The sequence below is a fragment of the Spongiactinospora rosea genome (assembly GCF_003315795.1).
In the GTDB taxonomy this organism is placed as follows: domain Bacteria; phylum Actinomycetota; class Actinomycetes; order Streptosporangiales; family Streptosporangiaceae; genus Spongiactinospora; species Spongiactinospora rosea.
The window spans coordinates 77,966-102,548 of sequence record NZ_QMEY01000003.1 but is presented as its reverse complement, the minus strand read 5'-3'; the positions used below and the strand labels follow the sequence as shown (position 1 = coordinate 102,548).

The window sequence follows — 24,583 nt, the reverse complement described above, 5'->3', positions numbered from 1 at the left end:
TCCGGACGCGGATCAACCCGCGGCGGTCAGCGCGAAATCCGCTCCCATGCAGACGAACCCGGCGGCCGCCGCGGACGACTCGAAGTCCTCTCCGGCGATCTGCGCCTGCGCCTGGGCCAGCGCGGCGGCGGCCGAGTGCCCGGCGGCGAGCAGCTTGTGCATGGCGATCATCAGGGTGGTCGTCTCGATGTCCAGGATCGACAGCACCGGGGCGATGATCACGCGGGCGCCGAGCGCCATGAACGTCGCGCTGAGCCCGAGCAGCTCGTCGCCCGCGCGGACCACGAACCGCCCGCTGTCGCACGCGGCCAGCACCACCATCTGCGGCGCGCGGCGCAGCCGTTCCAGGTCGTAGATGGTGAGCGGGCCGTCGGCCAGGCGCAGCGAGGAGAACAGCGGGTTGGTGCCGTGCAGCCGCCCGTGCGCGGCCAGGTGGGCCAGCCGCGCGCCGTCCAGGGCGGTGAGCACCGACTCGGCGGTGGCCGCGCCGTCCACCATGGCGGGCACGGAGTGGATCGACGCCACGCCCTCGGCCTCGGCGCGCGCCCCCGGCAGCCCGGGGCCGGAGGCCGCCAGGATGGGCCCCTCCCCGGCCGGGGCACGGCCCGCCGCGTGCCACAGGGTCGCCGACGGCGCGAGGCTCACCGTACGGCCCGCGCACGACGGCAGCACCGACCAGGGCAGCGCCTGCAGCGACCCGCTGGGGATCAGCACCAGCGGCCGGTCGCCGACCTCGGCGGCCAGCGGGCGCAGCAGCGCGGTGTCGAGCCGGGCCGCGGCGTCGCGGAGCATCGCCGCCGCGGCGGGCCTGCTGCCCGGCACCTGGTGGTGGCGGGCCAGGCGGCGCAGCGCGAACGGCACCCGCTCGGCCAGCGACCTGATCGGCCGGTACGGGCCCAGCCGGTGCAGGCGTACCCGCTCGTCCACCACCGTGACCGCGTGCAGCGCGTCGTCGAGCTGGATGAACTCCACGAGCGCGCGCCCGGCCAGCGCCCCGGCCACCTCCCGGGCCGACACCACGGCCGTGGCCGCCGGTGAGCCGCCCGCCTGCCTGCGGCAGTAGTCGCGGATCTCCCGTTCCAGCGCCACCTGCCGGTGGACCAGCCGCCCGACGGGCGCGTCCTGGGCCCGGCGCTCGTGGATCTCCCCCGACAGCGCGCGGAGCTGGGCCAGGGAGTCGGCCAGGTAGGGGTCGTCCGGCGGGCGCGGCGGTTTCTGCAGCAGATGCCTGGCCCGGCCCCGTTCGGCCCAGGTGAGCACGCGGGCCGCGTCGCCGCTCTCCAGGGCCATCCGCAGCCCGAGGTCGGCGACCTCCACCCGGTAGCGTGAGGCGTGCGCGCGCAGGTCGGTGGCGCCCAGGGTGGCCCGGTGGTCGTCATGGACGCGCAGCGCCGTGCCGATGGCGACCGCCGCGCCCCTGCGGTCGCCGCGGGCCAGCCGCGACAGCGCCTCGGCGTGCCAGGCGCGGACCCGCAGGATCGCCGGGCCGCGGTTGCGGCCCCGGCCCGCCTCGGCCAGCTCCCGGCCGCCGCGCTCGGCCCAGCCGTGACGCAGGGCGAGCTGACCGGCGAGCATCCGCGCCTCGGTCACCGACCCCGCCCAGCCGGCCGCGGCGAGGTCGGCAGCGCAGCGCTCCATCTGCCCGACGGTCACCGCAGGGGCCACGCCGCCCGCCACCCGGGAGCGCAGCATCACGAACCGGGCCAGCGCCGCCCACCGGGACCTGCGCTGCCTGCCGAACTCCACGGCCGCCTGCCCGGCCTCGCGTACCGCGCTGGCGTGGTCGTCCTCCAGGAAGGCGACCCGGGCCAGCAGCAGCCGGGCCTCGGGCAGGCCGATCCCGCGCCGCCTGCGCTGGAACTCCGCCACCGCCTCGTCGGCCGCCTCCCTGGCCTCGGCGATCAGCCCCGCCGACAGCAGCAGCTCGCTGCGATCGACCAGGATCCAGCAGACCTGGTGGGTGTCCAGCGCGCGGAACCGCCGTTCGGCCGAGTCCAGGTGGCGCAGCGCGGCGGGGACCTCGCCGCGCATGGCGTTGACCCAGCCGATGTTCAGTTGCACGATCGCCGCCGACAGGTCCAGGTCGAGTTCCTGGCACAGCGCCTCGGCCTCGCGCAGGTCGGCCTCGGCGGCGGCGAACTCCTGCCGGTAGCCGTGCACGACGCCGCGGTTGGACAGCACCCGTTGCAGCCACAGCCGGTCGCCCGCCCTGCGCAGCACCGGCACCGCCACGCGGTACCTGCCCAGGGCCTCCTCCGGCCGCTTGAGGTGGTTGTAGATCACCCCGCGCTGGGCCTCGGCGCGGGCCCTGCCGACCCGTGAGAGGGCGGGCAGCGCCCGGTCGATCTCCCGCATCGCGTACGGGATGCGCCCGCGCAGGCACCAGACGAACGCGAGCCTGACTCGCGCCTCCGCCGCCAGCTCGGCCGACCCCGCCCGTACGGCCAGCTTGATCGCCGCCCGCAGCCGCCGTTCGGCCACGTCAAGGTCGTCCAGGTGGACCCCGGCCACCCCGAGCGCGCGCGCCGCCACCGAGGCAAGGACGAAGTCCCCCCGGGCGCGCGCCCGCTCGACGGCCTCGCCTGCGATGATCGTCAGACGGGCCGGGTCGGCTTCGGCCAGCCGCAGCAACTCGGCGCCTGCGTCGGAAGGGCTCGTGTCCACCATCGAAGTCTTTCGCAAGATCTTTTGCCTGTGATGTATCAATCGGGAGACATCCCGCCTCTGTGGATGACGACGGTTGGTCCATCAGGAGGGGCAGAGAGGATGGCCATGCAGCTCAACGGCATAGTCCGCCGCGAGACCGAGGCGTTCCACGCGACTCGCGTAGTGGTGGATCTGAAGGACGAGAGCCTGCTGGACAAGGAATTGGCGGATCTCCATGTGCACACCGTCGATCGGGACGAGAGCGAGCCGCTGGGGCTGGCGCTGCGCCAGCTCGACGGCCTCGAAGCGGCCATGGAGAGTCTCCCCGACCGGACCGAACTGATCGGCCTGGCCAAGAAGGCGGGCGAGGGCACCTACGCGTCCGACGAAGCACTGACCCATCTTGACCTGCTGCTCTTCTATATCCGCCGGAAATACGCGGGCACTCACTCAGGCTGGCATCCAACGGTCGCCAAGGAGCGCTTCTACGAAAACCCCGAGGGCTCTCCGTACAGCGGCGGCAACACCGGCAACCCCCGGCCGCTCAAGAGCGGGGAGTCGTTCGCGCTGCCCGCGCGGGTGGACGCGGACCGGCCGCCGGTCAGGGTGGGCGTGATCGACACGCCGCTGTTCGCGCACGAGGAGCTGGCCGGGCGCTACCTGGCCGCGCACGACGGGCTGCTGCCGCGCGCGCCCGACTGGGTGTCCTTCGGCGGGCACTGCCTGCTGGTGTGCTCGCTTGCCGCCGAGCAGGCGCCGGACGCGGAGATCGTGATCAGGCCGGTGCTCGACCCCAAGACCCTCACCACCACCTCCTGGACGCTGGCCAAGGAGATGGTCCAGGCCCAGACCGACGAGCTGGACGTTCTGGTGATGGCGCTCGGCGGCCCTACCGCCGACGGCGAGGAGCCGCTGGTCCTGGCCCGCGCCTGCGAGCGCACCCCCGGCGTGGTGAAGGTCGCCGCGATCGGCAACCACGGGCGGCCCGACGACTGGTGGAGCGGCGCCTTCATGGGCGAGGAGATCGCCCGTTCCCCCCTGGACCCGACCGTCCCGATGTGGCCGGCGGCCAGCCCCACCGTGATCGGCGTCGGCGCGCTCAACGAGGAGGGCGGCCGGGCGTTCTTCTCACCGAGTCAGGAAGAGGCCCCCTGGACCGACTCCTGGGCCCCGGGCACCAACCGGCGTGGCCTGTTCCTGCCAGGTGATGTGGAAATGGTGAGGATGAATTACGATTCGGGCACCGTCGAGCGGACCGGGGAGATCACCGACTTCGGCCGCGGATACGCCGAGTGGGACGGCACCTCCTTCGCCACGGCCCATGTGGGCGGGGCCATCGCCGCCATCGCCCAGGAGCGGGGCGTGAGCGCCAAGGAGGCCGCGCGCATCCACCTGGCCCGCGGCTGAACGCGAGGGAGACGGCGGCGGATCGAGGCAAGGGAGGCGCGATGCCGACGGACCTGGCGGTCTCCGCACTGGTCACCCGGGCGAGCATGGGCGACCAGGGCGCGTGGAACGATCTCGTCGAACGGTACGCGTCGATGGTCTGGTCGATCTGCCGCCAGTACCGGCTGGACCGGCGCGACACCGACGACGTGGCCCAGCAGGTGTGGATGGCCGCGGTCGAGCACCTGGGCGAACTACGCGACCCCGGTAAGCTCGGCTCCTGGCTGGCGATCACCGCCAAACGCGAGTGCTCCCGGCTGCTGCGGTCCAGGCACCACGGCGAGACCGCCGAAGATCCTCTGGGCTTCGACATGACCGCCGACGAACGGGCCGGACTGATCGAGGAGGAGGTGGAGGCGGCGGAGCGCAACGCCGTCCTCCACGCGGCGTTCATGACGCTGTCGCCGAGATGCCGCCGGATGCTCGCGCTCCTGCTGGACGACCTGCCCTACCAGGAGATCAGCGCGCGCCTGAACATCCCGATCGGCAGCGTCGGCCCGACCCGGGCGCGTTGCCTGGCCAAACTCCGCAGCGACCCCGCACTGGCCGCTTTGATGGAGTCCGAGACCGAGCCGTCCAGAGGTGAGCGCCATGTCTGAGCAGTGGAGCGACGAAGAGCTACTGGCCCGGCTCGGCGCGGCGTTGAAGGCCGTGGACAGCGTGCCGCGCGACTTCGTCGAGGCGGCCAGGACGGCCTTCGCGTGGCGCAACATCGATGCCGAGCTGGCCGAGCTCGCCGAGCTGGCCTACGACTCGGAGTTCGGTGACGAGAGCGCCCTTGCGCTGACCAGGGCCGCCGACTCGGCGTCCCTGCGGGCGCTGACGTTCGTGTCCAGGGAGCTGACGATCGAGATCGAGGTGAACGAGGACACCCTGATCGGGCAGCTCGTCCCGCCCCAGCCGGGGCGGATCCACCTGCGCGCCGAGTCGGGCGCGGTGTGCGAGACCACCATCGACGAGGTGGGGTTCTTCGCCATCGACGCCAAACCGGCCGAGCGGTTCCGGCTGCACTGCCGTACCTCGGCCGGCATCGCGGTCTCCACCGGCTGGATCACCCTGTGACCGGCGGGGCGGGGGCGGCCGTGGAGCCGCGCCGCACCAGCTCGGGCGGGCCGTCGATGAGGTGACCGCCGGGCGGGCCGTCCAGGTCACCGCTCATGATCAACTCCGCCGCTCTGCCGCCCAGGTCGCGCAGCGGCAGGCGTACGACCGTCAGCGGCGGGGCGGCGTGCGCGGCGAACCACGCGTCGTGGACGGCGACCACGGACAGCTCGGCGGGCACCGCCACCCCCCGCTCCCGCGCGGCGGCCAGCGCGCCCAGGCACATGACGACGTCGGCGACCACGACCGCGGTGGGGCGGGCGGGCCGCGCGAGCAGCGCGTCCATCGCCGCGCGGCCGTCCGCCGCGTCCCATCCGCCGGTGGCGATCCACTCCTCGCGTACCGGCAGGCCGCGCTCGCGCAGCGCGGCGACGAAGCCCGCCAGGCGGCGTACCGAGACGTCGGCGGCCGCGTCACCGCCTATGAAACCGATGTCGCGGTGGCCGAGCGCGGCCAGGTGCGCGACGGCGGACGCCACGGCCCGCTCGTCCGCGAGCCGGACACCGGGCACCCCCGCCCGCGGCCGGTCGCCGGCCAGCAGCGTGGGCAGGTGCGCGGCGGCCCGTACGGCAAGGTCGTCGTCGAGGCCGCAGCCCAGCCACAGCAGCCCGTCGACCCGCCCCTCCCCGATCAGCCGGTCGATCGCGGCCGGGCCGGGTGCGGCGGCAAGCAGCAGCGCCTGCCCGCGGGCGGCGGTGGCGAGCCGCGCGCCGTGGATGATCTCGGCGTGGACGGGGTTCCCCACATCCCGCACGACCAGCCCGATCGCCCCGGCTTCGGCCAGCCGCAGCGCACGGCCGGAGACGTGCGGGACGTACGCGAGGTCGGCGGCGGCCCTGAGCACCCGCTGCCGGGTGGTCTCCCGCACCCGCAGCCCGGGATCGCCGGTGAGAATCCTGGACACCAGCGAGACCGACACCCCCGCCCGCTCGGCCACGGCGGCCAGCCCCGGCGGCCTGCGCACCCGTACCAGCCCTCCATATAGAGGAAAATTCGGTATAACGTTTTTCCGCTGAAGTAGAACGTTATACCGCTGCATTCACGATTCACAAGGCGCGGAAATTGGGCCTGTTGCGGTTCACAGTCGTTCTCCACTCTCAGTTGCAGGCGTGAGTAACACCCCCCAACCTCACGCTCGTGGAGGAACTGGTGAAACACCGATTAATGTTCCTACTGGCCGTCCTCGGAGTGCTCTGCCTGACCGGCGGCACCGTGGCCGGGGCCACCGCCGAACCACCTCGTAACAAGCAGTACCGGGTTCAGGGGCCCGCCGACGCGCAACAGCGCAGCGCGGTCGCGGCCACCGGAGCCGCGATCGAGGAGGTCACCGACAAGTCCGTACTGGTCACCGCGACCGAGGCCGAGGTATCGGCGATCAGGAGACTCGGCTACCGGGTCGTGGAGGTGCCCCGCCCTCCATCCCCGTCCGCCGCCGGGGTCGCTGACTTCCCGCCGTCGGACTCCGGCTACCACAACTACGCGGAGATGAACACCGAGATCAACGCCATCGTCGCGGCCCACCCCGGCCTGGTGAGCAAGTTCACCTACGGCTCGTCGTACCAGGGCAGGCAGCTCGTCGGCGTCAAGATCAGCGACAACGTCGGCACCGACGAGGCCGAGCCGGAGATCCTGTTCACCGCCCACCAGCACGCCCGCGAGCACCTGACCGTCGAGATGGCGCTGTACCAGATGCACCTGCTCGCCGACAACTACGCCACGGACGCCCGGATCAGGGGCCTGGTCGACTCCCGCGAGATCTGGATCCTGCCCGACCTCAACCCCGACGGCGGCGAGTACGACATCGCCTCCGGCACCTACCGCTCCTGGCGCAAGAACCGGCAGCCGGCCGGCAGTGCGGTGGGCACCGACATGAACCGCAACTGGAACTACCGGTGGGGCTGCTGCGGCGGCTCCTCGCCGACGCCGTCCAGCGAGACCTACCGCGGCACCGGCCCCGAGTCGGCCCGCGAGGTCAAGGCCACCGCCGACTGGGTCCGCAGCAGGGTGATCGGCGGCAAGCAGCAGATCAAGGCGCACCTCGACTGGCACACCTACAGTGAGCTGGTGCTGTGGCCGTACGGCTACACCTACGCCGACACCGCCCCCGGGCTGACCGTGGACGACCAGAACGCGCACGCCACCCTGGGCCGCAACATGGCCGCGACCAACGGCTACACCCCCGAGCAGTCCAGCGACCTGTACATCACCGACGGGACGATCAACGACTGGATGTGGGGCGTCTACAAGATCTTCAGCTACACGTTCGAGATGTACCCGCGCTCGGCGAGCCCCGGCTTCTACCCGCCGGACGAGGCGATCGTGCCGCAGACCACCCGCAACCGGGAGGCGGTGCTGCGCTTCCTGGAGTACGGCGACTGCGTGTACCGGATCATCGGCAAGCAGTCGCAGTACTGCTGAGCGGGCATCCGGCGTGAGCCCCTGTCCGTGAGAGCGGCCCAACGGCCGCCGTACCCCTCGGGGACGGCGGCCTCCGGGCGGCTCAGTGCCTTCGCCTGCGGGAGGTCAGGAAGGCGGCGGCCCCGCCGAGGGCCAGCGCCGAACCACCCGCCGCGGCGGCGATCACACCCGGAGCGGGCCCGGCGGGCGCGGGTTCGCTGTGCGCCCGGGGCTCCATGCCGGAAGCCGGCGGCGAGCCGTCGGACCCAGGCGAGGGCACAGGCGAGGGCACAGGCGAGGGCACAGGCGAGGGCACAGGCGAGGGCACAGGCGAGGGCACAGGCGAGGGCACAGGCGAGGGCACAGGCGAGGGCACCGTGGAGGGGTCCGGCGTGGCCTCGGCCTTCCGGTCCGGGCGGGGCTTGGACTTCTTGGCGGAGATCAGCGGCCCCGGGTCGCCGAGCGCCTTGATCAGCTTCTTGGAGATCTTGTCCATGCCCGTGCCGTCACCGGCGCGCAGCGCGCGGGTGCCCGCGGGGACGCGGCGGTTGCCCGAGCACAGCATCGTGGTCAGCCGCCCCTGCTCCTTCTTGGCGAACACCAGGTAGCGCGCCCCCCGCTCGAAGGAGTATCCACACGCCGCGCTCTGCGTGGGCGTGGACACCCTGATCAGGGCCTGCCGCCCGCCCTTGTACACGTGATCGGCCCGCAGCGTCGCCGTCACCCGTCCGCCGTCGATCACCGGCTTGTCCTGCCGGACGCTCTCCACGGTCGCGGTGAACACCGCCGCCGACTGCCGTACCGACTCCGCCGGGGGAAGCTCCGCGCACGTACAGGCGCAGGCCGTGCCCGCTCCGGCGACGACGAGACCGGACACCATGCCCGCGACCGCGAGCAGTCGTAACACCACCATGCCCTCCTTCACGTACGCCGGGCCCGTTTCGTTCATCCTTCCCCTCAAGCCGCGTTCGAGTGCGGCCTCACGACCGGACGCGATGATGGCCGCAACAGGCGTGTCAAAGGAGGCATGACCCGATGTCAAGTGATGAAGTCGCCTATCTCCGTGCGGCCGGAGTCGGATTCGCCGTCGATCTGACCACACCGGTCCCCACCGTGCTGCACTGGGGCGAAGACCTCGGGGAGCTGTCGCCGGAAGGGCTCGCCGCGCTCGCGCTGACCGGCGGCCCCGCCGTACCGATCAACTCGCTCGACGTGCCGCGGCTGTTCTCGGTCTGGCCCACCGAGGCCGAGGGCTGGGTGGGCACCCCCGCCCACCTGGGGCATCGGGGCGGCGCGGCGACCACGCCGCGGCCCCGGCTGGCCAGGGCCGAGCGGCGCGACCTCGATGAGGGGGGCGGTGAGCTGGTCCTAGTCCTCGACGACGACGTCTCCGACCTCGACATCACGCTCGTGTACCGGCTCGACGCGCACGGCGTGCTCGCGGTCACCGCGAAGCTGAAGGCGCGGGCCGCCCGCCCCGACTACGACCTCGCGGGGGTGACGGCGATGCTGCCGATCCCGCGCCGGGCCGCCGAGGTGCTCGACTTCACCGGCAGGTGGCTGCGCGAGCGCTCGCCGCAGCGCCGCGCGCTCACCCACGGGGCGCACGTCCGCGAGGTCCGCCGCGGCAAGCCGGGCACCGACTCCCCGTACCTGCTGGTGGCGGGGGTGCCGGGGTTCGGGTTCCGGTCCGGCGAGGTGTGGGCGGTGCACGTCGGCTGGAGCGGCGACCAGCGTTACCTGGCCGAGCGGCTGCCCGAGGGGGCCGGGGCGCACAGCGCGGTGCTCGGCGGCGGCGAACTGCTGCGCCCGGGTGAGGTACGGCTGTCGCCTGGTGCCGAGTACCACGCGCCCACCTGCTACTTCGCCTGGTCCGGGGACGGGCTCGACGGGCTTTCCGCGCGCTTCCACTCGATGCTGCGCGCCCGCCCGCGCCACCCGGTCTCCCCCCGCCCGCTGCTGCTGAACACCTGGGACGCCGTCCACTTCGACCACGACCTCGACCGCCTGCTCGCGCTGACCGAGACGGCCGCCAAGGTGGGCGTGGAACGCGTGGTGCTGGACGACGGCTGGTTCCGCGGGCGGCGCGACGACACGGCCGGGCTGGGCGACTGGTACGTGGACGAGACCGTATGGCCCGCGGGGCTGACCCCGCTGGTGGCGCGGGTCCGTGAGCTGGGCATGCAGTTCGGCCTGTGGTTCGAGCCGGAGATGGTCAACCTCGACTCCGACCTCGCCCGCGCGCACCCGGAATGGCTGCTCGCGCCGTCGGCGGGGGTCGGGCCGCCCTCGCGCCAGCAGTACGTGCTCAACGTCGCGAACGAGGACGCCTGGGAGTACCTGCTGAACCGGATGCACGAGCTGATCTCCGAATACCGGATCGACTACATCAAATGGGACCACAACCGCGAGCTTCTCGAAGCGGTGAGCCGCGAGCGCGGCGGGCGGGACCGCCCCGGGGTGCGGGCCCAGACGCTGGCGGCGTACCGGCTGATGGACAGGCTGCGGGCGCTGCACCCCGGCCTGGAGATCGAGTCGTGCGCCAGCGGCGGCGGGCGGATCGACCTCGGCGTGCTGCGCCGCACCGACCGGGTGTGGGCCTCCGACTCCAGCGACCCGGTGGAGCGGCAGATGATCCAGCGCTGGACGGGCCAGCTCCTGCCCCTCGAACTCATCGGCGCCCACTTCGGCGCGGAGCGTGCGCCGAGCACCCGGCGGGTCACCACCGACACCTTCCGGCTGATCACCTCGCTGTTCGGGCACGCGGGCATCGAACTCGACCTCACCAGGCTGACACCCGACCAGATCACCCGGGTGAGCGCGTGGGCGGCGCTCTACAAGGAGTTCCGGCCGCTGCTGCACAGCGGCGAGGTGGTGCGCGCCGACCTGGCCGACGACGAGGAGTTCCTGTACGGCGTGCTCGCCCCCGGGTCGGCCGCCGCGCTGTACTGCTGGGCCCGCGTCGCCACCTCCCCCGAACTCCAGTCGGGCCGGGTGCCGCTGCCCGGTCTGTCCCCCGGGCACGACTACCGGCTGCGCATCCGCACCGACGTCGGCGCGCCCGGCGGGCGGCACCGGCAGCCGCCCGCGTGGGTGTCCGCCGCGCTCACCGGCTGGATCGACGTGCCCGGCCCGGTGCTGGCGCACGCGGGCCTGCCGATGCCCACGCTCGACCCGCAGCAGGCCATGTTGATCGAGGTGCGCAGGCGCTAGTGGGAGGGCGGCGGTGGCTCAGACGCCGGTGGCGAGCCCGTCGGCGAGCAGGGTGAGCAGCCGTGCGCACCGCTCGGGGTCGTCCGGGGACTGCTCGCCGACCCAGGTGATCGCCCCGGCCATGGCCAGGACGTCGGCCGGGGCGACGTCGGCGCGGATCTCCCCCGCGTCCTGGGCGCGGCGGATCAGCGCCGCGCCCGCGTCGTTCATGCGGTGGCAGGAGGCGTACAGCTCCGAGGTCTCGTCGCGCAGGGTGGCCATCACGGATGCGGGCAGGCCGCGGTAGATGAACGCGCGCTCGGTGAGGGCGGTGAGCCAGCGCCACATCGCCGCGCGCGGCGACGGGTCGCCGAGGAGTTCGCCGGCCTCGGCCGCGAGCCCTTCCAGCCGGTCGTGCAGCAGCGCTTCGAGCAGCGCCTCGCGGGTCGGGAAGTGCCGGTAGAGGGTGCCGATGCCGAGCCCCGAACGCCGGGCGATCTCCTCCAGGGAGGCGTCCGTGCCGTGCTCGGTGAACATGACGTGCGCCGTGGCCAGCAGCGACTCGTAGTTGCGGCGGGCGTCGGCGCGCATCCGGCGCGGACCGGGCGGGCTCATCGCGGGGCTCCTCGATGGACGAGACGGAGGCATCCTCATCTTAGCCGCGCCACGGCCCCGCCCGGCCGCGCGCGGGGCTAGCGGAGTGGGGGGAGGGCGTCCTTCTGCAGGTCGAGAAGGTGGTCGGTCATGGCCACGGCGCGCGGGTAGGAGTCGACCACCGGATCGAGCAGCACCGCCTGGAGCAGGGCGTCCTTCGACCGCTCCCGGTACGCCTCGATGATCAGTTTGTGGATGGAGAGCTGGGTGCGCAGCAGGGCCGCCAGCGCCTCGGGCAGCGGGCTCATCCGGCGCGGCTGGATGCCGCCCGCGCCGACCACGGCCGGGACCTCCACCACCGAGTCGGCGGGCAGGTTGGGGATGGCTCCGCCGTTCACCACGTTCACCGCGTCGATCACCCGCTCCTCGCAGGTCAGCCCCTCGATGACGGGGATGCCGAACTCGATCGACGGTTCGAGCGGGGCATCGCGGAGGTCGCCGGGCCGTTCTTCCGGGGGACCGGGCCGGGGGCCGCCGGTGTGGCGGTCGGTCAGCTCGTAGATGAACTTCGGCGGCTCGCCCGTCTCCCAGGGGTGGCCGCGGGCGGGGTCGTAGTAGTACTGGACGCTGGAGAGCACGAAGTCGTGCCCCCACGCCAGGTACTCCCCGTAGTGGTTGGAGCTGGGCGAGGGCCAGCGGCCGAAGCGGCGCAGGATGATCCGGCCGAGGGCGAGTTCCTGCCAGCGGGCGAGTTCGTCGCCGCGCGCCTCGGTCTCGCGCAGCCGCGGGTACAGGTCCTCGCCGGTACGGCGGTCACGCAGCGACTCGAAGACGGTGAAGTGGTTGATGCCCGCCGCCCACGCCTCCAGGTGCTCATCGGCGAGGCCGAGCAGCCGGCAGACCTGGCGGCGTCCGGTGACGATGCCGTGGCACAGCCCCGCCGCCTTCACGCCGGTCAGCGCGGTGACCGCCTCCACCAGGCGGTTCTCCGGGTTGGTGTAGTTGAGCAGCCACGCGCCGGGGGCCAGCCGCTCGATCGCCCGCGCGACCTCCATCATCGGCGTGAGGTTGCGCAGCGTGTGGAAGATGCCGCCGACGCCGCCGTTCTCGCCGTAGGGCTGCTTGAACCCGTACATCCGCGGCACGTGGAAGTCCATCGCCCAGTAGTGCTCGCGGCGATGCTCGAACGCGGTGATCACGAAATCCGCGCCCTGGACCGCGGTGTCCAGGTCGGTGGTGGCCGCGACCTGGTGGGCGCGGCCGAGCCGGTCGTTCAGGTGGCGGGCGTGGCCGAGGGCGCCTTCCAGGGCGGCGGGATCGAGGTCCATCAGGCGGACTTCGAGCGGCAGCGCGGAAAGCGGCTCGGACAGGAACAGGTCGCGCAGTGTGGCCGGCCCGAAGCAGCGGCTCCCGGCCCCGATGAGTGCGATTTTCATGATCGACCCCACAGACTGAACCTTTTTCAACCTCAGATTCCCCGGCCAGAGGCGGTAAGCGAGATGCCGTGTCCGCGTGACCAGGCGTCCTGCCAGGACACCGGCCCCGGTCCGATTTCGGCGGAGGCACCCTCGACCTGGTCCAGGCGACCGGTTGAAAAAGGTTCACTCCACCCCATCGGATTCCACGGGGGACCGGGTGGCAAACCTGCCGGGCGCGGGAGACGTCAGGGCGGGCAATTGGGCATCGTCGCCTGGTCCGTTCCCGTATAGATGAAGACGTCCGGTACGAAACCGCCGTTTATGCCATTCCACAGGCTGCTGGTCTGACCGTTGTTGCCCACCACGGTATCGCCCTGCGCGGTGCACAGAATCTGGATCACCGAGCCGTTCTGGAGGTATCCCATGACGGGCGCGGCGAGCCGGGGATGGCGGTAGACCGTCAGAGTGGCCCCGGGAAGCACCTGGACCTGGCCGGCGAAACCGGCCGCGCGCGCCGAGGTCACCGGCTCGGGCTCAGGTTCCGGCTCCGGTTCTGGTTCTGGTTCGGGATCCTCCGACGGCTGCTCCGCCGGTTCTTCGGAGCGTTCCTTCGTGGGCTCTTCGGACGGTTCTTCGGTGGGCTCGTCCGTGCGCTCGTTCGTGGAATCGCCGGTCGGGCTCTCCATCGGTTCGGTGGGCGCTGGAGGCGCCATCGTGACGGTGAGCGAGGTGGGCCGGTCGTTAATGTGAAAAGGGTCAGGTAACAGCCAGGCCATGATGGCGATGATCAATCCAATGACACCGATGAAAACGGTCCAGCCCACCTGATCTGACATTTCCCCGCCCCAATGCGTCCGCCCCGGAACGTATGGGACCACGTATCCAAAGGCTTGGGAAGTGGCCGTGCATCACGTTCCGGAGTCGGATGCGCATCGGGTGCGATCACGCGTGGCGGGTTACCGGATCACCCGGACTCGTCCGGGCGCTTGCGGCCGATCGCCAGCCACACGCCGCCGCCGACCACGACGACCGCGGCCACCGCGAACCAGATCCAGCCGGGCGTGCCCTGGCCGCCCGCGTCGTCGCCGGTCGCCGCGACCGGTGAGGCCGGGTCGGTGGCGGGCTCGGAGGGCCCTGAAGGCTCGGTGGGCTCGGAGGGCTGAGTGGTGGGCTCGGCGGTCGGCTCGCTGGTGGGCTCGGCGCTATCCTCCGCCGGAGCGGTCAGCTCGAAGGGGATCTCGCCCTCGATCGGGTGGCCGTCCGACGAGACCACCCGCCAGGCGATCACGTAGTCGCCGGACTCCAGCGGCCCGGGCACGGCGGCGGTGACCTTCTGGTCACCGGTCTCCGGCTTTTCGAGCTTCACCGCCTTCTCCCCCGGCCCGCGCAGGACGACCACGGGGAACTTGACGCCGGAGGTGAAGTCCAGCTCGATCTCCTTCAGCTCCGACACCTTGGCGTCCTTGGCGGGCGAACTGCTCTTGAGCCGGTCGTGGGCCAGCGCGCCGGGGGCGGCGACGGTGGTGAGGGCGAAGAACATCGCGCAGCCGAGCACCACCGCGAGGCCGCTGCGCGCGAAACGCGGCACGATTGCCATCGTTTTCTCCATCTAGGACGACGGCCCGGGATTCCGGGCACTTTCGGACGTACGGCACGAACATCGCGCCCAGCGCACGCTTCCGCGGCCCGGCGCGATCCGGGCACGCCGACGGCCGTCAGCCCCGCGTCGCGAAGATCAGCGGGACGGTCCGCCCGGCGTGGCGGCGCGCCGGAGGGCCGCGCCGGTGGATCGGCGCCGCGACGTCCAGGGCGCCGAACGGAGCGGGCGTGTCGGACGGCACCGCCCGTCGTACCGGCCCGGCCTCCGGGCAGGGCACGGCCAGTGCGAACCGGCCCGGCACGGGCGGGACGGGCATCCCCCACAGCCGCGCCATCAGCCAGAGGGCGCTCTCGCCCCGATACAGCCACCACCCGGTGAGCAGGGCGACCACGAGATGGGCGGCGGTCATCCCGGCGCCGGGGTAGTGATGCCATTCGCCGGGGACGATGAGCGGGGCGGGCGGCGGATCGGCGGGGTACGGCGTCCGGTCGAACAGCTCGTGCAGCACGACCTGCGCCGCGGTCGTCGCGCCGAGCACGACGCCGAGCCCGCGTTCACGGCCGCTCAGCACCCACGCCAGCGCGAACGCACCGGCCGCGCCTGCCGCGAGCATCCCGGGGGCGACGAGCCCGCCCCCGGCGAAGGCGTGCCCGCCCACCGAGACCATGACGCAGACCACCGCGAAGACGGCGGCCCGGGCCAGGCGCGTGGAGGACAGGCAGGAGGTCACCTCGCCATCCTCGCAGCCGCCCCGAGTGGTGGTCCAGCAGGCACCACCGCACCGGGCCGTACGGCCGGCGCCCCTCCCTGCGCTCCTCCCCTGGGCCCCTCGTCTGGGCAACGCATCGGTCACGAAGAGCGCGAAGTTCTATACTCAGAGTCATCATGCGTTCACGGAGCCCGGCCGATCCCCTTGATCGGTGAGGTCCCGCACCACTTGCCCCCGGTGCCGCCGGTCATCGGCGCGCAGCCCAAGAGAGGAAGACCGCGTGAGCGATGGAGATCGTAGCCCGACCCTGCGCCTGCGCCGGCTCGGCCGTGAGATGCGCAGGCTGCGCGATGCCGCGGGCATGACCATCCAGCAGGCCGCGGACGAGCTCGAATGGTCGACGTCGAAGATCTCCCGGCTGGAGAACGGCCTGACCAGGCGGCCGGACGTCCATGTGATCCGGGTCCTGTGCGCGGCCTACGGGGCCGAGGACGAGGAGCTGGTGCACGGCCTGGTCACGCTCGCCCGCGAGGCGCGTCATCCCGCCTGGTGGACGGTCTACAAGGACGTCTTCCGCGGCCCGTACGTCGGGCTGGAGGCCGAGGCGGCGTCGATCAGCTCCTACCAGCTCGGCCTCATCCCCGGCCTGTTGCAGACCCCCGACTACGCGCGGGCGATCACCCGGGCGGCCAGCGTCCGCGATTCGGCGGAGGTCGAGCGGCGGGTGGCCGCCCGCATGGAGCGCCAGCGCATCCTGGAGAAGGACGACCCGACCAGGCTGTGGGCGGTGATCGACGAGGCCGCCCTGCTGCGCACGGTCCACCAGCCCCAGGTCCACGAGCGGCAGTTGCGGCGGCTGATCGATACCAGCCCGCTGTCCCACGTCAAGCTGCAGGTCCTGCCGATGTCGGCGGGCCCGCACGCGGGGCTGGCCGGGCAGTTCGTGATCCTCGACTTCCCCGATCCCACCGACCGCAGCATCGTCTACCTGGAGACGCCCGCCGACGGGCTCTACCTTGAGGAGACCGGTGAGCTGGACCGCTTCCGGCTGATGTTCCGGCACCTCAGCGACTCGGCGCTGAGCGCCGACGCCTCGATCGCGTATCTCTCCAACCTGGTCGATCGCCTGGAGGGCTGACGAATGGACCTCACCACCGCACACTGGCGCAAGAGCACCCGCAGTTCCGGCACCGGCGACGACTGCGTGGAGGTGGCCCTGCTGCCGGGCGCCGTCGCGGTCCGTGACAGCAAAGATCCCGGCGGGCCCAGCCTGCTGTTCACCCCGGGCGAGTGGGCGGCCTTCGTCCGGGCGATCCGGCGGGGGCGCGCTCAGACGTAGCGGGCCAGGCCGTCGGCCAGTTCGGCGGCGTCCCCGTCGCGGTGCGCCGAAAGCGCCTGTTGCAGGGCGAAGGTGCCGCGGATGACATCGGCCCTGGCCAGCAGCGCGGCGGCGGGGCCGCCGGTCAGGGCGATGATCCGGTCCAGCAGGTGGGTTCCGTGGCTCGCGGCGATGGCGGCCAGGTCCTCGGCGGGGTCGCCCAGCCCCGCCTCGTCCCAGTCGACCACCCCGGCCAGGCGCGGCGCTCCCCCGGCGGTCTCCCACAGCACGTTCGCCGCGCCGAGGTCGCCGTGGACGACCGCCGTGGTGATGTGGGGCAGGGCGGCGAGCGGCGTGAGTTCGCGTTCCGCGCGGCCTCGTCCTGCGGCGGACATGAGCGGGTACAGCTCGGCGCGCACATCGTCCGCGAACCTCCGCCACCGGTCCGGTTCCTGGTGCGGCAGCGCATCGCGCACGGTCTGGTCGGCTCCGGCCCTGGCCAACTCGGCGAGCAGCGCGGCGTACTGCCGGGCCACCGCCTCGGACGTCCGGGGGCCGGCGGGCTCGCCGTCCGGCAGCGGCGCTCCGGGGATCCGGTCCAGCACCAGGTACCGTTCCCCGTCCGAGGCGACCGGGACGGGGACGCGAAAGCCGAGACCGAAACCGGCCAGCGTGCGCAGCACGGCGGCGCGGGCGGGCAGCCGTGCCGCCGCGGCCGGGGTGCGGGGCAGGCACACCACCCGCGCCGAGCCGATCACCACATGATGGAACTGCCCCTCGCGGACGTCGAGCCCGCCGAGGTCGTCGCCGGGCAGCAACCGGCCGAGCAGCGCGCGGTGCCGTTCGACGAGATCCGTCACCGCCGCTCCCCGGCCGCGATGCGGGCCCACTCCGGCGCGAGGATCGACATCACCGTGGCGTCCACCCGCTCGCCCTCCCACAGCAGGGCGTCGCGCAGCGTGCCTTCGGCGACGAACCCGACCTTCTCGTAACTGCGGCGGGCCCGCGGGTTGAACGCGTACACCTCCAGCCAGATCCGGTGCAGGCCCAGCTTCTCGAAGCCGTACCCGACGATCAGCCGTGCCGCCTCGGTGCCGAGGCCCCTGCCGACGGCGTCGGGCACGAACGCGACCCGGAAGTTGCAGCTCTCGTTGCCCTCGTCCCACTGGTTGAGCACGATCTCCCCGACGCAGCGCCCGGTCGCCCGCTCCACCACGGCGAGGTCCAGCCGGTCGTCCTGGTCGGCGCGCGTGGCGTACCATGCCCGCAGCCGCTCGTCGTCGAAGTCCGCCGCGTGGCTGCCGGTCAGCCGGGCCACCTCGGGGTCCTTGAGCATCGGCAGCAGCGCGGGCAGGTCGTCCGCGCTGATCGGGCGGAGCGTCACGAGGTCGCCGTCAAGCGTGGGCTTGGTGGCAAAATCCGGGCGAATCGTTCGTCGCTGATCGGGCATTGCCGTATTCTCCCGCTCGCCCGGGCCAAGTGTCGTACCAGGGGGCCGGGGAGACCAGGAGGATGTCGAAATGCCGTTGCCACTGTCCACAGAACGACTGATCCTGCGCGCGCCGGAGCCCGGCGATCTGGGCTTCTTCGTGGACCTGTTCGCCGACCCCGAGGCCGTGCGCTACATCGCCGACGGCGGGACCTGGAGCGCGGAACGCATCCGCGGGCAGCAGGAGAAGAAGATCAACTGCCTGGCCGAGCGGGGGTTCACCCTCTACACGGTGGTGCGCGCGGCGGACGGCCAGGTGGTCGGCGACTGCGGGCTGGCGCCGTGGGAGGACGGGATCGAGATCGGCTGGCGGTTCGCCCGGCCGTACTGGGGCCAGGGGCTGGGCAAGGAGGCGGCCCGGGCGGTGTTCGCGCATGCCAGGCAAGAGCTGGGGCTGACCGAGCTGTGGTGCCTGGTGAATGAGCGGAACACGGCGTCGTGGCGGATCGCGGAAGGGCTCGGCTTCCAGATGGACCGCACCGAGATCTGGCACGGTGACCGCACGGTGCGCATCTACAGGTGGAACGCGGGCGGGGAACGGCCGGACGCGGCCGGATAAGCGCGGAGATCTTGACAGAAGCCCGGAAATTCGGTTGCCGGGGGATTTACTGTTAGGAAACTTTCCTTTATGTTTAGCTTACCCCAGCCATAAAGGAGCACTACATGCGAAGGGCGATCACGTTACTGGCCGCGGCGATCATGGCCATCGGCTCGACGGTCTTCATCGCACAGCCGGCCATGGCGCACGGTTACATCTCCAACCCGCCCAGCCGCCAGGCGATGTGCGCGCAAGGCCGCGTCTCGAACTGCGGGCCCATCATCTACGAGCCGCAGAGCGTCGAAGGCCCCAAGGGGCAGCGCAGCTGCAGTGGCGGCGTAGGACGGTTCGGCCAGCTCGACGACGAGAGCAGGGCCTGGCCCGCGACCTCCGTCGGCAACAACGTCTCGCTGACCTGGAAGATCACCGCCCAGCACCGGACGAGCACATGGGAGTACTTCATCGGCGGCTCCCGCATCGCCTCGTTCAACGACAACGGCAAGACGGCCCCGGCCACGTTCACGCACAATGTGAACCTGGGCGGCAGAACCGGCCGGATCAAGCTGCTGGCGGTCTGGAACGTCTACGACACCTCCAACGCCTTCTACGCCTGCGTGGACCTGCAGGTCGGCCCCGGCGGCCCCCAGCCGACGCCCGAGCCGACCCCGACGCCCACCGACAAGCCGACCACCCCTGGTGGCACCTGGGCCGCCGGGACCAACTACCAGCCCGGCAGCACGGTCACCTACGGTGGCTCGACCTACCGCTGCGTTCAGGGACACACCGCGCTGACCGGCTGGGAGCCGCCCAACGCACCCTCCCTCTGGCAACAGGTATAACACAGGGCTACCATGACCCCCACACGTTGATGAGCCCTGGCGCGAACCCGCACCCGGCAGGGTGCGGGTTCGCCCGTTGGGGCGCGGATGCGCCAGAACAGGCACCGGTGACGCCCCGCTACGCGGGGGTGCGTCATCCTGGAAGGACCCGTGTGGCCGACAATGGCCCTGAGCCGCCGCAAGTCAAGGAGGGCCCATGACCACCCCGCCGATGAGGGACAACCTCGACCTCGCCTCCAGCGCCCGGGAGATGGCCGACAACCTGCCGGCCGGCTCGCTCGACCAGGCCGCCGCGGCGTCGGTGGCCATCACGTGCGCCACGACGCGCACGATCCCGCAGGCCAGAGACGTACTACAGGGGCTCACGCCCGCGCCGGTACGCCAGGCCGCGCTCGACCTCTTCGACCGCCTGTCCGGCCAGAGCCAGTAACCGCGGCTCATTCGCCGGTCCGCGGGTGGCCGCCGGGCCGTTCCGCCGAGTGCCCGCCGTGGTGTTCCCGCGGCTGTTCGCCGTGCCGCCCCGTGCGCAGGTCGGCGACCGCCAGGCAGAGCGCGGCCAGGACGAAGACGCACAGCATGAGCAGCGCGTGCTCGAAGGCCGAGGCCCAGTCGCCCCCGGTCGAGGCCACCGTGGCGAAGAACAGCGAGCCCACCGCCGCCACGCCGAACGCCGCGCCGATCCGCTGCCCGGTCTGGAGCATGCCCGCCGCGCTCCCGCCGCCCGCCACCGGCACCTCCGACAGCGTGATCGTGGCGTTGGGCGAGACGACCAGCCCGCTGCCGACACCGCCGACCAGCAGCGGCGCGGCCATCGCGTAGGCCACGCCGGGGCCGGTCGCGAGCTGTACGGCCAGCAGCGTGCCGAGCAGCCCGGTCAGCACCAGGCACAGGCCGACGGCGACCAGGGTGCGGCCGTAGCGCGAGACGATCCGCCCGCCCACGGTCGAGGCCACGCCCGACCCGAGCGCGAACGGCGTGATCGCCAGACCTGCCGCCAGCGGGCTGAAGCCGAGCCCGCTCTGCAGGTAGAGGGTGAAGGTGAAGAAGATCGCCGTGAAGCCCGCGAAGTAGAGCAGGATGAGCGCCGCGCCCAGCGCGTAGGAGCGCTTGCGGAACAGCGAGAGGTTCACCAGCGGGGTGGCCCGCCGCGCGTAGCGGCGCTCCCAGAGGACGAAGGCGGTGAGCAGCACCGCGGCCAGCGGCAGCAGCAGCCACTTGGTCGTGCTCTGCCACTCCCTGGCCTGGGCGAACGGCAGCAGCAGGGAGCCCACCCCGCACCCGAGCAGCACGATGCCGATCGGGTCCAGGCTCTCGCAGCGCTTGGTCTCCCCGGCCGGGAACAGGTGCCTGGCCAGCGCGAGCGCCAGCAGGCCGACCGGCACGTTCACGTAGAAGACCCAGCGCCAGCCGTCCTCCGAACCGGCCACGCCGAGGATCAGGCCGCCGAGCACCGGCCCCGCCGCGGTGGCGATGCCGACCGTGGTGCCCAGCGACCCGAACGCCTTGCCCCGCTCGGCCCCGCGGAAGAGCTGCTGGATCAGCCCGGAGATCTGCGGGTTGATCAGCCCGCTGGCCATCCCCTGCAGGAAGCGGGCGATCACCAGCCACCACACGTCGCGGGCCAGCCCGGCCGCCGCGCTGGCCGTGATGAACACCACGAGCCCCGTCATGAACATCGTCTTGCGCGAGCGCGCGTCGCCCAGCCGCCCGCCGGGCACGAGCGTCAGCCCGAACGCCAGCGCGTAACCGGACACGATCCACTGCAGCGCGCTCTCCGGGGCCTGCAGCGCCTCGCGGATGGACGGCAGCGCGACGTTGACGATGCTGACGTCTAGCAGGGTCATGAAGGACGCGATCAAGCCGACGCCGAGCGCGGCCCAGCGGCGTCGTCCTGTCCCCGTCACGGACCGTGCTTGATTGACCTCCATGAGGTCAACTCCTACCCTGCCGCGACCTCCATGACAACGGGGTGAATCCCCACCTGACCCACCCTCCGTATTACATAACGGAAAGGGATGCAGTTCCAAAAAGGGGTGGAGATCGTGTGCGGTCCGGCCGGAGCGGCCGGCCCGCGGCCCGTGCCGGCGTGACCCGGAGGCCCGGACCTCCGGGGGCGGACCCCGCACGGTCTCCCGCCCCAGTGAACCCAGGGGCCGGCGCTCAGGGTGCGGCCGGGTCGCCGAAGGCGAGGCGGCGGGCCACCGCCAGGTTCTCCGCCTCCTGCTCGCCGCCGCCCCCCTCGTGGCCGTTGTAGGGCCAGACCCGGATCTCCTTCGGCCCCGCGTAGTGGTTGTAGGCCGCGAACACCGTCGAGGGCGGGCAGATCTGGTCCATCAGCGCGACGGAGAACCAGGCCGGTGCGGTGGCGCGGGCCGCGAAGTGCATGCCGTCGAAGTACCCGAGCACGCCGAAGACCTCCTCCACGTCGCGCCGGTGCGTGCGCAGGTACTCGACGATCTCCATGCGCGAGCCCACGTTGCTGATCTCCGTCCCCCGCCGGATGTACGCCAGGGACGGTACGTCGAGCAGCGCGCCGATCACCATCTCCGGCGCCAGCCCGGCCACCGCGAGGCCGATGCCGCCGCCCTGGCTCCCACCGGCGATGACGATCCGCGTGGCGTCCACGCCGGGCAGGACGGCCGCGGCCTCCACGGCGCGCACCGCGTCCACGTAGACGCGGCGGTAGTAGTAGTCCTCCGGCGCGGACAGGCCCCTGGTGAGGAAGCCGGGGACCTCCGTCGAACGGCTCCCTTCCGGGTCGGGCGTGTATCCGGGGGCGCCCGACCCGCCGCCCTGGCCCCGGGTGTCCATCACCAGCGTGGCGAACCCGGCCGCCGGGTACGCCAGCCACTCGTGGGCGTGTCCCCGGCCCATGCTGTACCCCAGGTAGCGCACCACGCAGGGCAGCGGTCCGGCCGAGTGCCGCGGCTTGATGAACCATCCGCCGATGCGGTGTCCGTCGTATCCGGAAAAGCGCACTTCGGCGACGTCCACCAGGTCGAGGGGGCCCGATTGCGGGGTCAGTTCGGGGTCCAGCGGATGCGCCCTGGCCTGTTCAAGGGTCTGCTGCCAGAACTCGTCGAACCGCTCGGGTTCGGCGCGCGGCGGCATGAAGCCCCGCAGGTCGGCGAGGGGCATATCGAACAGCGTCATGCCGGCAATGATCTCGGATTCCCGGGAAACATGGCAAAACCACCCTTTTCGCCCTGACCCATAAGCCCTGCCGCGCTGGGTAGGGCCACGCCATGAGAGTGGCGCTGATCGCGTGTGCCGCCGCGCTGGCGGTGTCCGTCTGCGGGTGCGCGGCTCCGGCGGGCGCGGGGCCCGCGCAGGCCGCCGCCGCCCGGTTCCTGGACGCGGTGCGCGGCGGGCAGGGCGCGGCGGCGTGCGCGCTGCTCGCCCCGGAGGCGGCGGAGTCGCTGGCCGAGGAGGAGGGCGGCTGCGCGCGGGCCGTACTGCGGCTCGGGCTGCCCGGCCAGGGCACGGTGAAGCAGGTCGCGGTGTGGGGCGACGAGGCCCAGGTACGGCTCAGCACCGACACGCTCTTCCTGCACAGATTCGCCAAGGGCTGGCTGGTCAGGGGCGCGGGCTGCCGGCCCGACCCGCCCGGCCCCTACGACTGCGAAGTGGAGGCGTGAGGCCGTGCGATTCGTCTTCTACGCGACCTTGACGATCATCGTCGTGGGCCTGGCGTGCTTCTTCGCCGCCGGGCTCCTCCACAGGTAAGGGGCGGCGGATGAACCGTTTCTTCCACTTCCTCCGGGACAACGCGCTCGCCCTGTTCTTCCTGCTGGCCTTCCTCGCCTCGCTGGTCGGCCAGGCGTTCGCGGGCGCGGCCGACTACAACGAGCGGCAGATCGCCGGCGGCGGCGAGTCGATCTCCTTCATCGCGTACGTGACCTCCTCCGAATACGCGGTGGACGTGGCGGAGAACTGGCAGTCGGAATACCTCCAGTTCCTCTTGTACATCCTGGTCACCGTGTGGCTGGTGCAGCGCGGGTCGCCGGAGTCCAAGCCGCCCGGCCAGGAGGGCAGGGAGTCCGACAAGGAGCAGGGGGTCGGCGGGTTCGCCGACGAGCACTCCCCGTGGTTCGCCCGCTCGCGCGGGCTCGCGCACGTGCTGTACGCCAACTCCCTCGGCCTCGTGATGGGCGTGATCTTCGCGCTGTCCTGGCTGGGCCAGTCGGTCGCGGGGATGGCCGCCTACAACCGGGAACGGCTCAGTCAGCTCAGCGACCCGGTGGACTGGGGCTCCTACCTCCTGGCGCCGGAGTTCTGGAACCGCACGCTGCAGAACTGGCAGTCGGAGATGCTGGCGGTCGCCTCGATGGTGGCGCTGTCGATCTACCTGCGGCAGCGCGGATCGCCCGAGTCCAAGCCGGTGGGCGCCTCGCACGGGGCGACCGGTGTGGAGGGCTGAGGCAGCGAGCGCCTTCCGGTGATCACCGCGACCACCCGCGCGCCGGGCGGGAAACGCCCGGCGCGGGCCCGCGCGTAGATCCCGTACAGCATCTTGGCCACGTAGATCCGCTCGACCTCCAGCCCGTGGCGGTCCTCGAAACCGGCCGCGAACGCCTCCAGCTCGGGCGGCACCCTGGCGTAGCCGCCGAAGTGGTGGCCCAGGTCGAGCTCCCAGTTGGCGGTCGGCTCGCCGTACGCCTCGCGCTGCAACCGGGTCACCTCGCCCGCCAGGTACGCCGCGCCCCTGAGCACGGCGAAGCCGAGCGCGCGACGGCCCGGCGGCAGGCCCGCCGCGATCCCGGCGAGCGTGCCGCCGGTGCCCACCGGGCAGCAGATGACGTCGTAGCCGGTGGTGATCTCGGCGGGCAGCTCGGCGCAGCCCCGGACCCCGGCCGCGTTGCTGCCGCCCTCGGGGATCAGGTGGAAGTCGCCGAGTTCGGCGCGCAGCGCGGCGATCACCTCGGGGGTGTGCTTGGCCCGGTAGGTCGTGCGGTCCAGGTACCGCAGCCGCATGCCGTAGGTCGCGGCCAGGCCCAGCGAGGGGTTCAGCGGCAGCCGTTCCTCGCCCCTGACCACGCCGATCGTCGGCACGCCGAGCCGCCGCCCCGCGGCGGCGACCGCGCGGAGGTGCCCGGAGTAGGCCCCGCCGAAGGTGAGCAGCGGGCGGCCGGGGCGCAGCCCGGCGAGGTTGTGCCGGAGTTTGCGCCACTTGTTGCCGATGATCTCCGGGTCGATCAGGTCGTCGCGCTTGAGCGACAGCCGCACGCCACCAAGCCGTTCGTCGGCGACGCTGGTCAGCGGGGTGATGTCCACGGCACGCTAACCTACGTCAGGT

Annotated in this window: 25 protein-coding genes; 12 read left to right on the top strand and 13 right to left on the bottom strand. The window is 72.4% G+C overall.

The window, feature by feature from the left end; all coding sequences use genetic code 11:
* Positions 1-12: 12 nt before the first annotated feature.
* Positions 13-2,682: a CHAT domain-containing protein gene (locus DP939_RS09195; protein ID WP_147267931.1), complete on the bottom strand. Its 2,670-nt coding sequence runs from the start codon at positions 2,680-2,682 to the stop codon at positions 13-15.
* Positions 2,683-2,766: 84 nt separating this feature from the next.
* On the opposite strand from DP939_RS09195, the gene DP939_RS09190 reads away from it, so the two are divergent.
* From DP939_RS09190 to DP939_RS09180, 3 genes are read left to right on the top strand one after another with little or no spacing between them, the layout of a single operon-like run.
* Complete coding sequence (locus DP939_RS09190; protein WP_113980206.1) at positions 2,767-4,053, top strand: S8 family peptidase; 1,287 nt, start codon at positions 2,767-2,769, stop codon at positions 4,051-4,053.
* Positions 4,054-4,094: 41 nt separating this feature from the next.
* A complete protein-coding gene (locus DP939_RS09185) occupies positions 4,095-4,691 on the top strand; it encodes an RNA polymerase sigma factor (protein WP_113980205.1) in 597 nt (198 codons plus the stop codon).
* Positions 4,684-5,154 carry a hypothetical protein gene (locus DP939_RS09180; protein ID WP_113980204.1) on the top strand — a complete coding sequence of 157 codons (471 nt, stop codon included), beginning with the start codon at positions 4,684-4,686 and terminating at the stop codon, positions 5,152-5,154. Before DP939_RS09185 ends, DP939_RS09180 begins: the two co-directional genes overlap by 8 nt.
* Here the strand turns inward: DP939_RS09180 and DP939_RS09175 are convergent.
* The gene (locus DP939_RS09175) at positions 5,144-6,157 is read right to left on the bottom strand and encodes a LacI family DNA-binding transcriptional regulator (protein ID WP_158578518.1); all 1,014 of its coding nucleotides are present in this window, start codon (positions 6,155-6,157) and stop codon (positions 5,144-5,146) included. The genes DP939_RS09180 and DP939_RS09175 overlap by 11 nt on opposite strands.
* Before the next feature lie 185 nt (positions 6,158-6,342).
* Between DP939_RS09175 and DP939_RS09170 the strand changes: the two genes are divergently transcribed.
* Positions 6,343-7,611, top strand: coding sequence for a M14 family metallopeptidase (locus DP939_RS09170; RefSeq protein ID WP_199565055.1), 1,269 nt, complete (start codon positions 6,343-6,345; stop codon positions 7,609-7,611).
* 82 nt (positions 7,612-7,693) lie between these two features.
* On the opposite strand, the gene DP939_RS09165 is transcribed toward DP939_RS09170, so the two are convergent.
* The gene (locus DP939_RS09165; protein WP_113980201.1) at positions 7,694-8,539 is read right to left on the bottom strand and encodes a hypothetical protein; all 846 of its coding nucleotides are present in this window, start codon (positions 8,537-8,539) and stop codon (positions 7,694-7,696) included.
* Positions 8,540-8,625: 86 nt separating this feature from the next.
* Between DP939_RS09165 and DP939_RS09160 the strand changes: the two genes are divergently transcribed.
* On the top strand, positions 8,626-10,803 hold the full coding sequence (locus DP939_RS09160; protein ID WP_113980200.1) for an alpha-galactosidase: 2,178 nt from the start codon (positions 8,626-8,628) through the stop codon (positions 10,801-10,803).
* Between the two features lie 18 nt (positions 10,804-10,821).
* Here the strand turns inward: DP939_RS09160 and DP939_RS09155 are convergent, their stop codons facing one another.
* From DP939_RS09155 to DP939_RS09130, 5 genes are all read right to left on the bottom strand, one after another.
* Positions 10,822-11,397, bottom strand: a complete 576-nt coding sequence (locus tag DP939_RS09155) for a TetR/AcrR family transcriptional regulator (RefSeq protein ID WP_113980199.1) — start codon at positions 11,395-11,397, stop codon at positions 10,822-10,824.
* A gap of 77 nt (positions 11,398-11,474) precedes the next feature.
* On the bottom strand, positions 11,475-12,812 hold the full coding sequence (locus tag DP939_RS09150; RefSeq protein WP_147267930.1) for a family 4 glycosyl hydrolase: 1,338 nt from the start codon (positions 12,810-12,812) through the stop codon (positions 11,475-11,477).
* Between the two features lie 227 nt (positions 12,813-13,039).
* Complete coding sequence (locus DP939_RS46085) at positions 13,040-13,630, bottom strand: hypothetical protein (protein WP_158578517.1); 591 nt, start codon at positions 13,628-13,630, stop codon at positions 13,040-13,042.
* A gap of 128 nt (positions 13,631-13,758) precedes the next feature.
* Positions 13,759-14,391 (bottom strand): copper resistance CopC family protein, encoded by a 633-nt coding sequence (locus DP939_RS09135; protein WP_158578516.1) that lies wholly within the window; start codon positions 14,389-14,391, stop codon positions 13,759-13,761.
* 118 nt (positions 14,392-14,509) lie between these two features.
* On the bottom strand, positions 14,510-15,124 hold the full coding sequence (locus DP939_RS09130; protein WP_113980195.1) for an MFS transporter: 615 nt from the start codon (positions 15,122-15,124) through the stop codon (positions 14,510-14,512).
* 259 nt (positions 15,125-15,383) lie between these two features.
* On the opposite strand from DP939_RS09130, the gene DP939_RS09125 reads away from it, so the two are divergent.
* Together DP939_RS09125 and DP939_RS09120 are read left to right on the top strand one after the other, a co-directional pair.
* On the top strand, positions 15,384-16,241 hold the full coding sequence (locus DP939_RS09125; RefSeq protein WP_113980194.1) for a helix-turn-helix domain-containing protein: 858 nt from the start codon (positions 15,384-15,386) through the stop codon (positions 16,239-16,241).
* A 3-nt stretch (positions 16,242-16,244) separates the two neighbouring features.
* The gene (locus tag DP939_RS09120) at positions 16,245-16,442 is read left to right on the top strand and encodes a DUF397 domain-containing protein (protein WP_113980193.1); all 198 of its coding nucleotides are present in this window, start codon (positions 16,245-16,247) and stop codon (positions 16,440-16,442) included.
* Here the strand turns inward: DP939_RS09120 and DP939_RS09115 are convergent.
* Together DP939_RS09115 and DP939_RS09110 are read right to left on the bottom strand one after the other, a co-directional pair.
* Positions 16,433-17,281 carry a phosphotransferase family protein gene (locus tag DP939_RS09115; protein ID WP_113980691.1) on the bottom strand — a complete coding sequence of 283 codons (849 nt, stop codon included), beginning with the start codon at positions 17,279-17,281 and terminating at the stop codon, positions 16,433-16,435. The two genes, DP939_RS09120 and DP939_RS09115, sit on opposite strands and share 10 nt — an antisense overlap.
* Entirely contained in the window at positions 17,278-17,805 is a 528-nt protein-coding gene (locus DP939_RS09110) for a GNAT family N-acetyltransferase (RefSeq protein ID WP_199565054.1), read from the bottom strand. The genes DP939_RS09115 and DP939_RS09110 overlap by 4 nt, the downstream gene beginning before the upstream one ends.
* 136 nt (positions 17,806-17,941) lie before the next feature.
* Here DP939_RS09110 and DP939_RS09105 point away from each other — a divergent pair, with 136 nt between their 5' ends.
* The 3 genes from DP939_RS09105 (at position 17,942) to DP939_RS09095 (ending at position 19,717) form a co-directional block, all read left to right on the top strand.
* Positions 17,942-18,469, top strand: a complete 528-nt coding sequence (locus DP939_RS09105; RefSeq protein ID WP_113980191.1) for a GNAT family N-acetyltransferase — start codon at positions 17,942-17,944, stop codon at positions 18,467-18,469.
* Positions 18,470-18,573: 104 nt separating this feature from the next.
* Entirely contained in the window at positions 18,574-19,287 is a 714-nt protein-coding gene (locus DP939_RS09100) for a lytic polysaccharide monooxygenase (protein ID WP_113980190.1), read from the top strand.
* A gap of 196 nt (positions 19,288-19,483) precedes the next feature.
* The gene (locus tag DP939_RS09095; RefSeq protein ID WP_113980189.1) at positions 19,484-19,717 is read left to right on the top strand and encodes a hypothetical protein; all 234 of its coding nucleotides are present in this window, start codon (positions 19,484-19,486) and stop codon (positions 19,715-19,717) included.
* Positions 19,718-19,724: 7 nt separating this feature from the next.
* Here DP939_RS09095 and DP939_RS09090 read toward each other — a convergent pair whose 3' ends face one another.
* Together DP939_RS09090 and DP939_RS09085 are read right to left on the bottom strand one after the other, a co-directional pair.
* Positions 19,725-21,215, bottom strand: coding sequence for an MFS transporter (locus DP939_RS09090; RefSeq protein WP_113980188.1), 1,491 nt, complete (start codon positions 21,213-21,215; stop codon positions 19,725-19,727).
* A 232-nt stretch (positions 21,216-21,447) separates the two neighbouring features.
* Complete coding sequence (locus tag DP939_RS09085) at positions 21,448-22,440, bottom strand: acetylxylan esterase (RefSeq protein ID WP_113980187.1); 993 nt, start codon at positions 22,438-22,440, stop codon at positions 21,448-21,450.
* Positions 22,441-22,532: 92 nt separating this feature from the next.
* On the opposite strand from DP939_RS09085, the gene DP939_RS09080 reads away from it, so the two are divergent.
* Together DP939_RS09080 and DP939_RS09075 are read left to right on the top strand one after the other, a co-directional pair.
* Positions 22,533-22,925: a hypothetical protein gene (locus tag DP939_RS09080; protein WP_147267929.1), complete on the top strand. Its 393-nt coding sequence runs from the start codon at positions 22,533-22,535 to the stop codon at positions 22,923-22,925.
* Between the two features lie 98 nt (positions 22,926-23,023).
* The gene (locus DP939_RS09075; RefSeq protein ID WP_113980185.1) at positions 23,024-23,707 is read left to right on the top strand and encodes a DUF6766 family protein; all 684 of its coding nucleotides are present in this window, start codon (positions 23,024-23,026) and stop codon (positions 23,705-23,707) included.
* On the opposite strand, the gene DP939_RS09070 is transcribed toward DP939_RS09075, so the two are convergent.
* Positions 23,632-24,561 carry a 1-aminocyclopropane-1-carboxylate deaminase/D-cysteine desulfhydrase gene (locus tag DP939_RS09070; RefSeq protein WP_113980184.1) on the bottom strand — a complete coding sequence of 310 codons (930 nt, stop codon included), beginning with the start codon at positions 24,559-24,561 and terminating at the stop codon, positions 23,632-23,634. The two genes, DP939_RS09075 and DP939_RS09070, sit on opposite strands and share 76 nt — an antisense overlap.
* Positions 24,562-24,583: the final 22 nt, after the last annotated feature.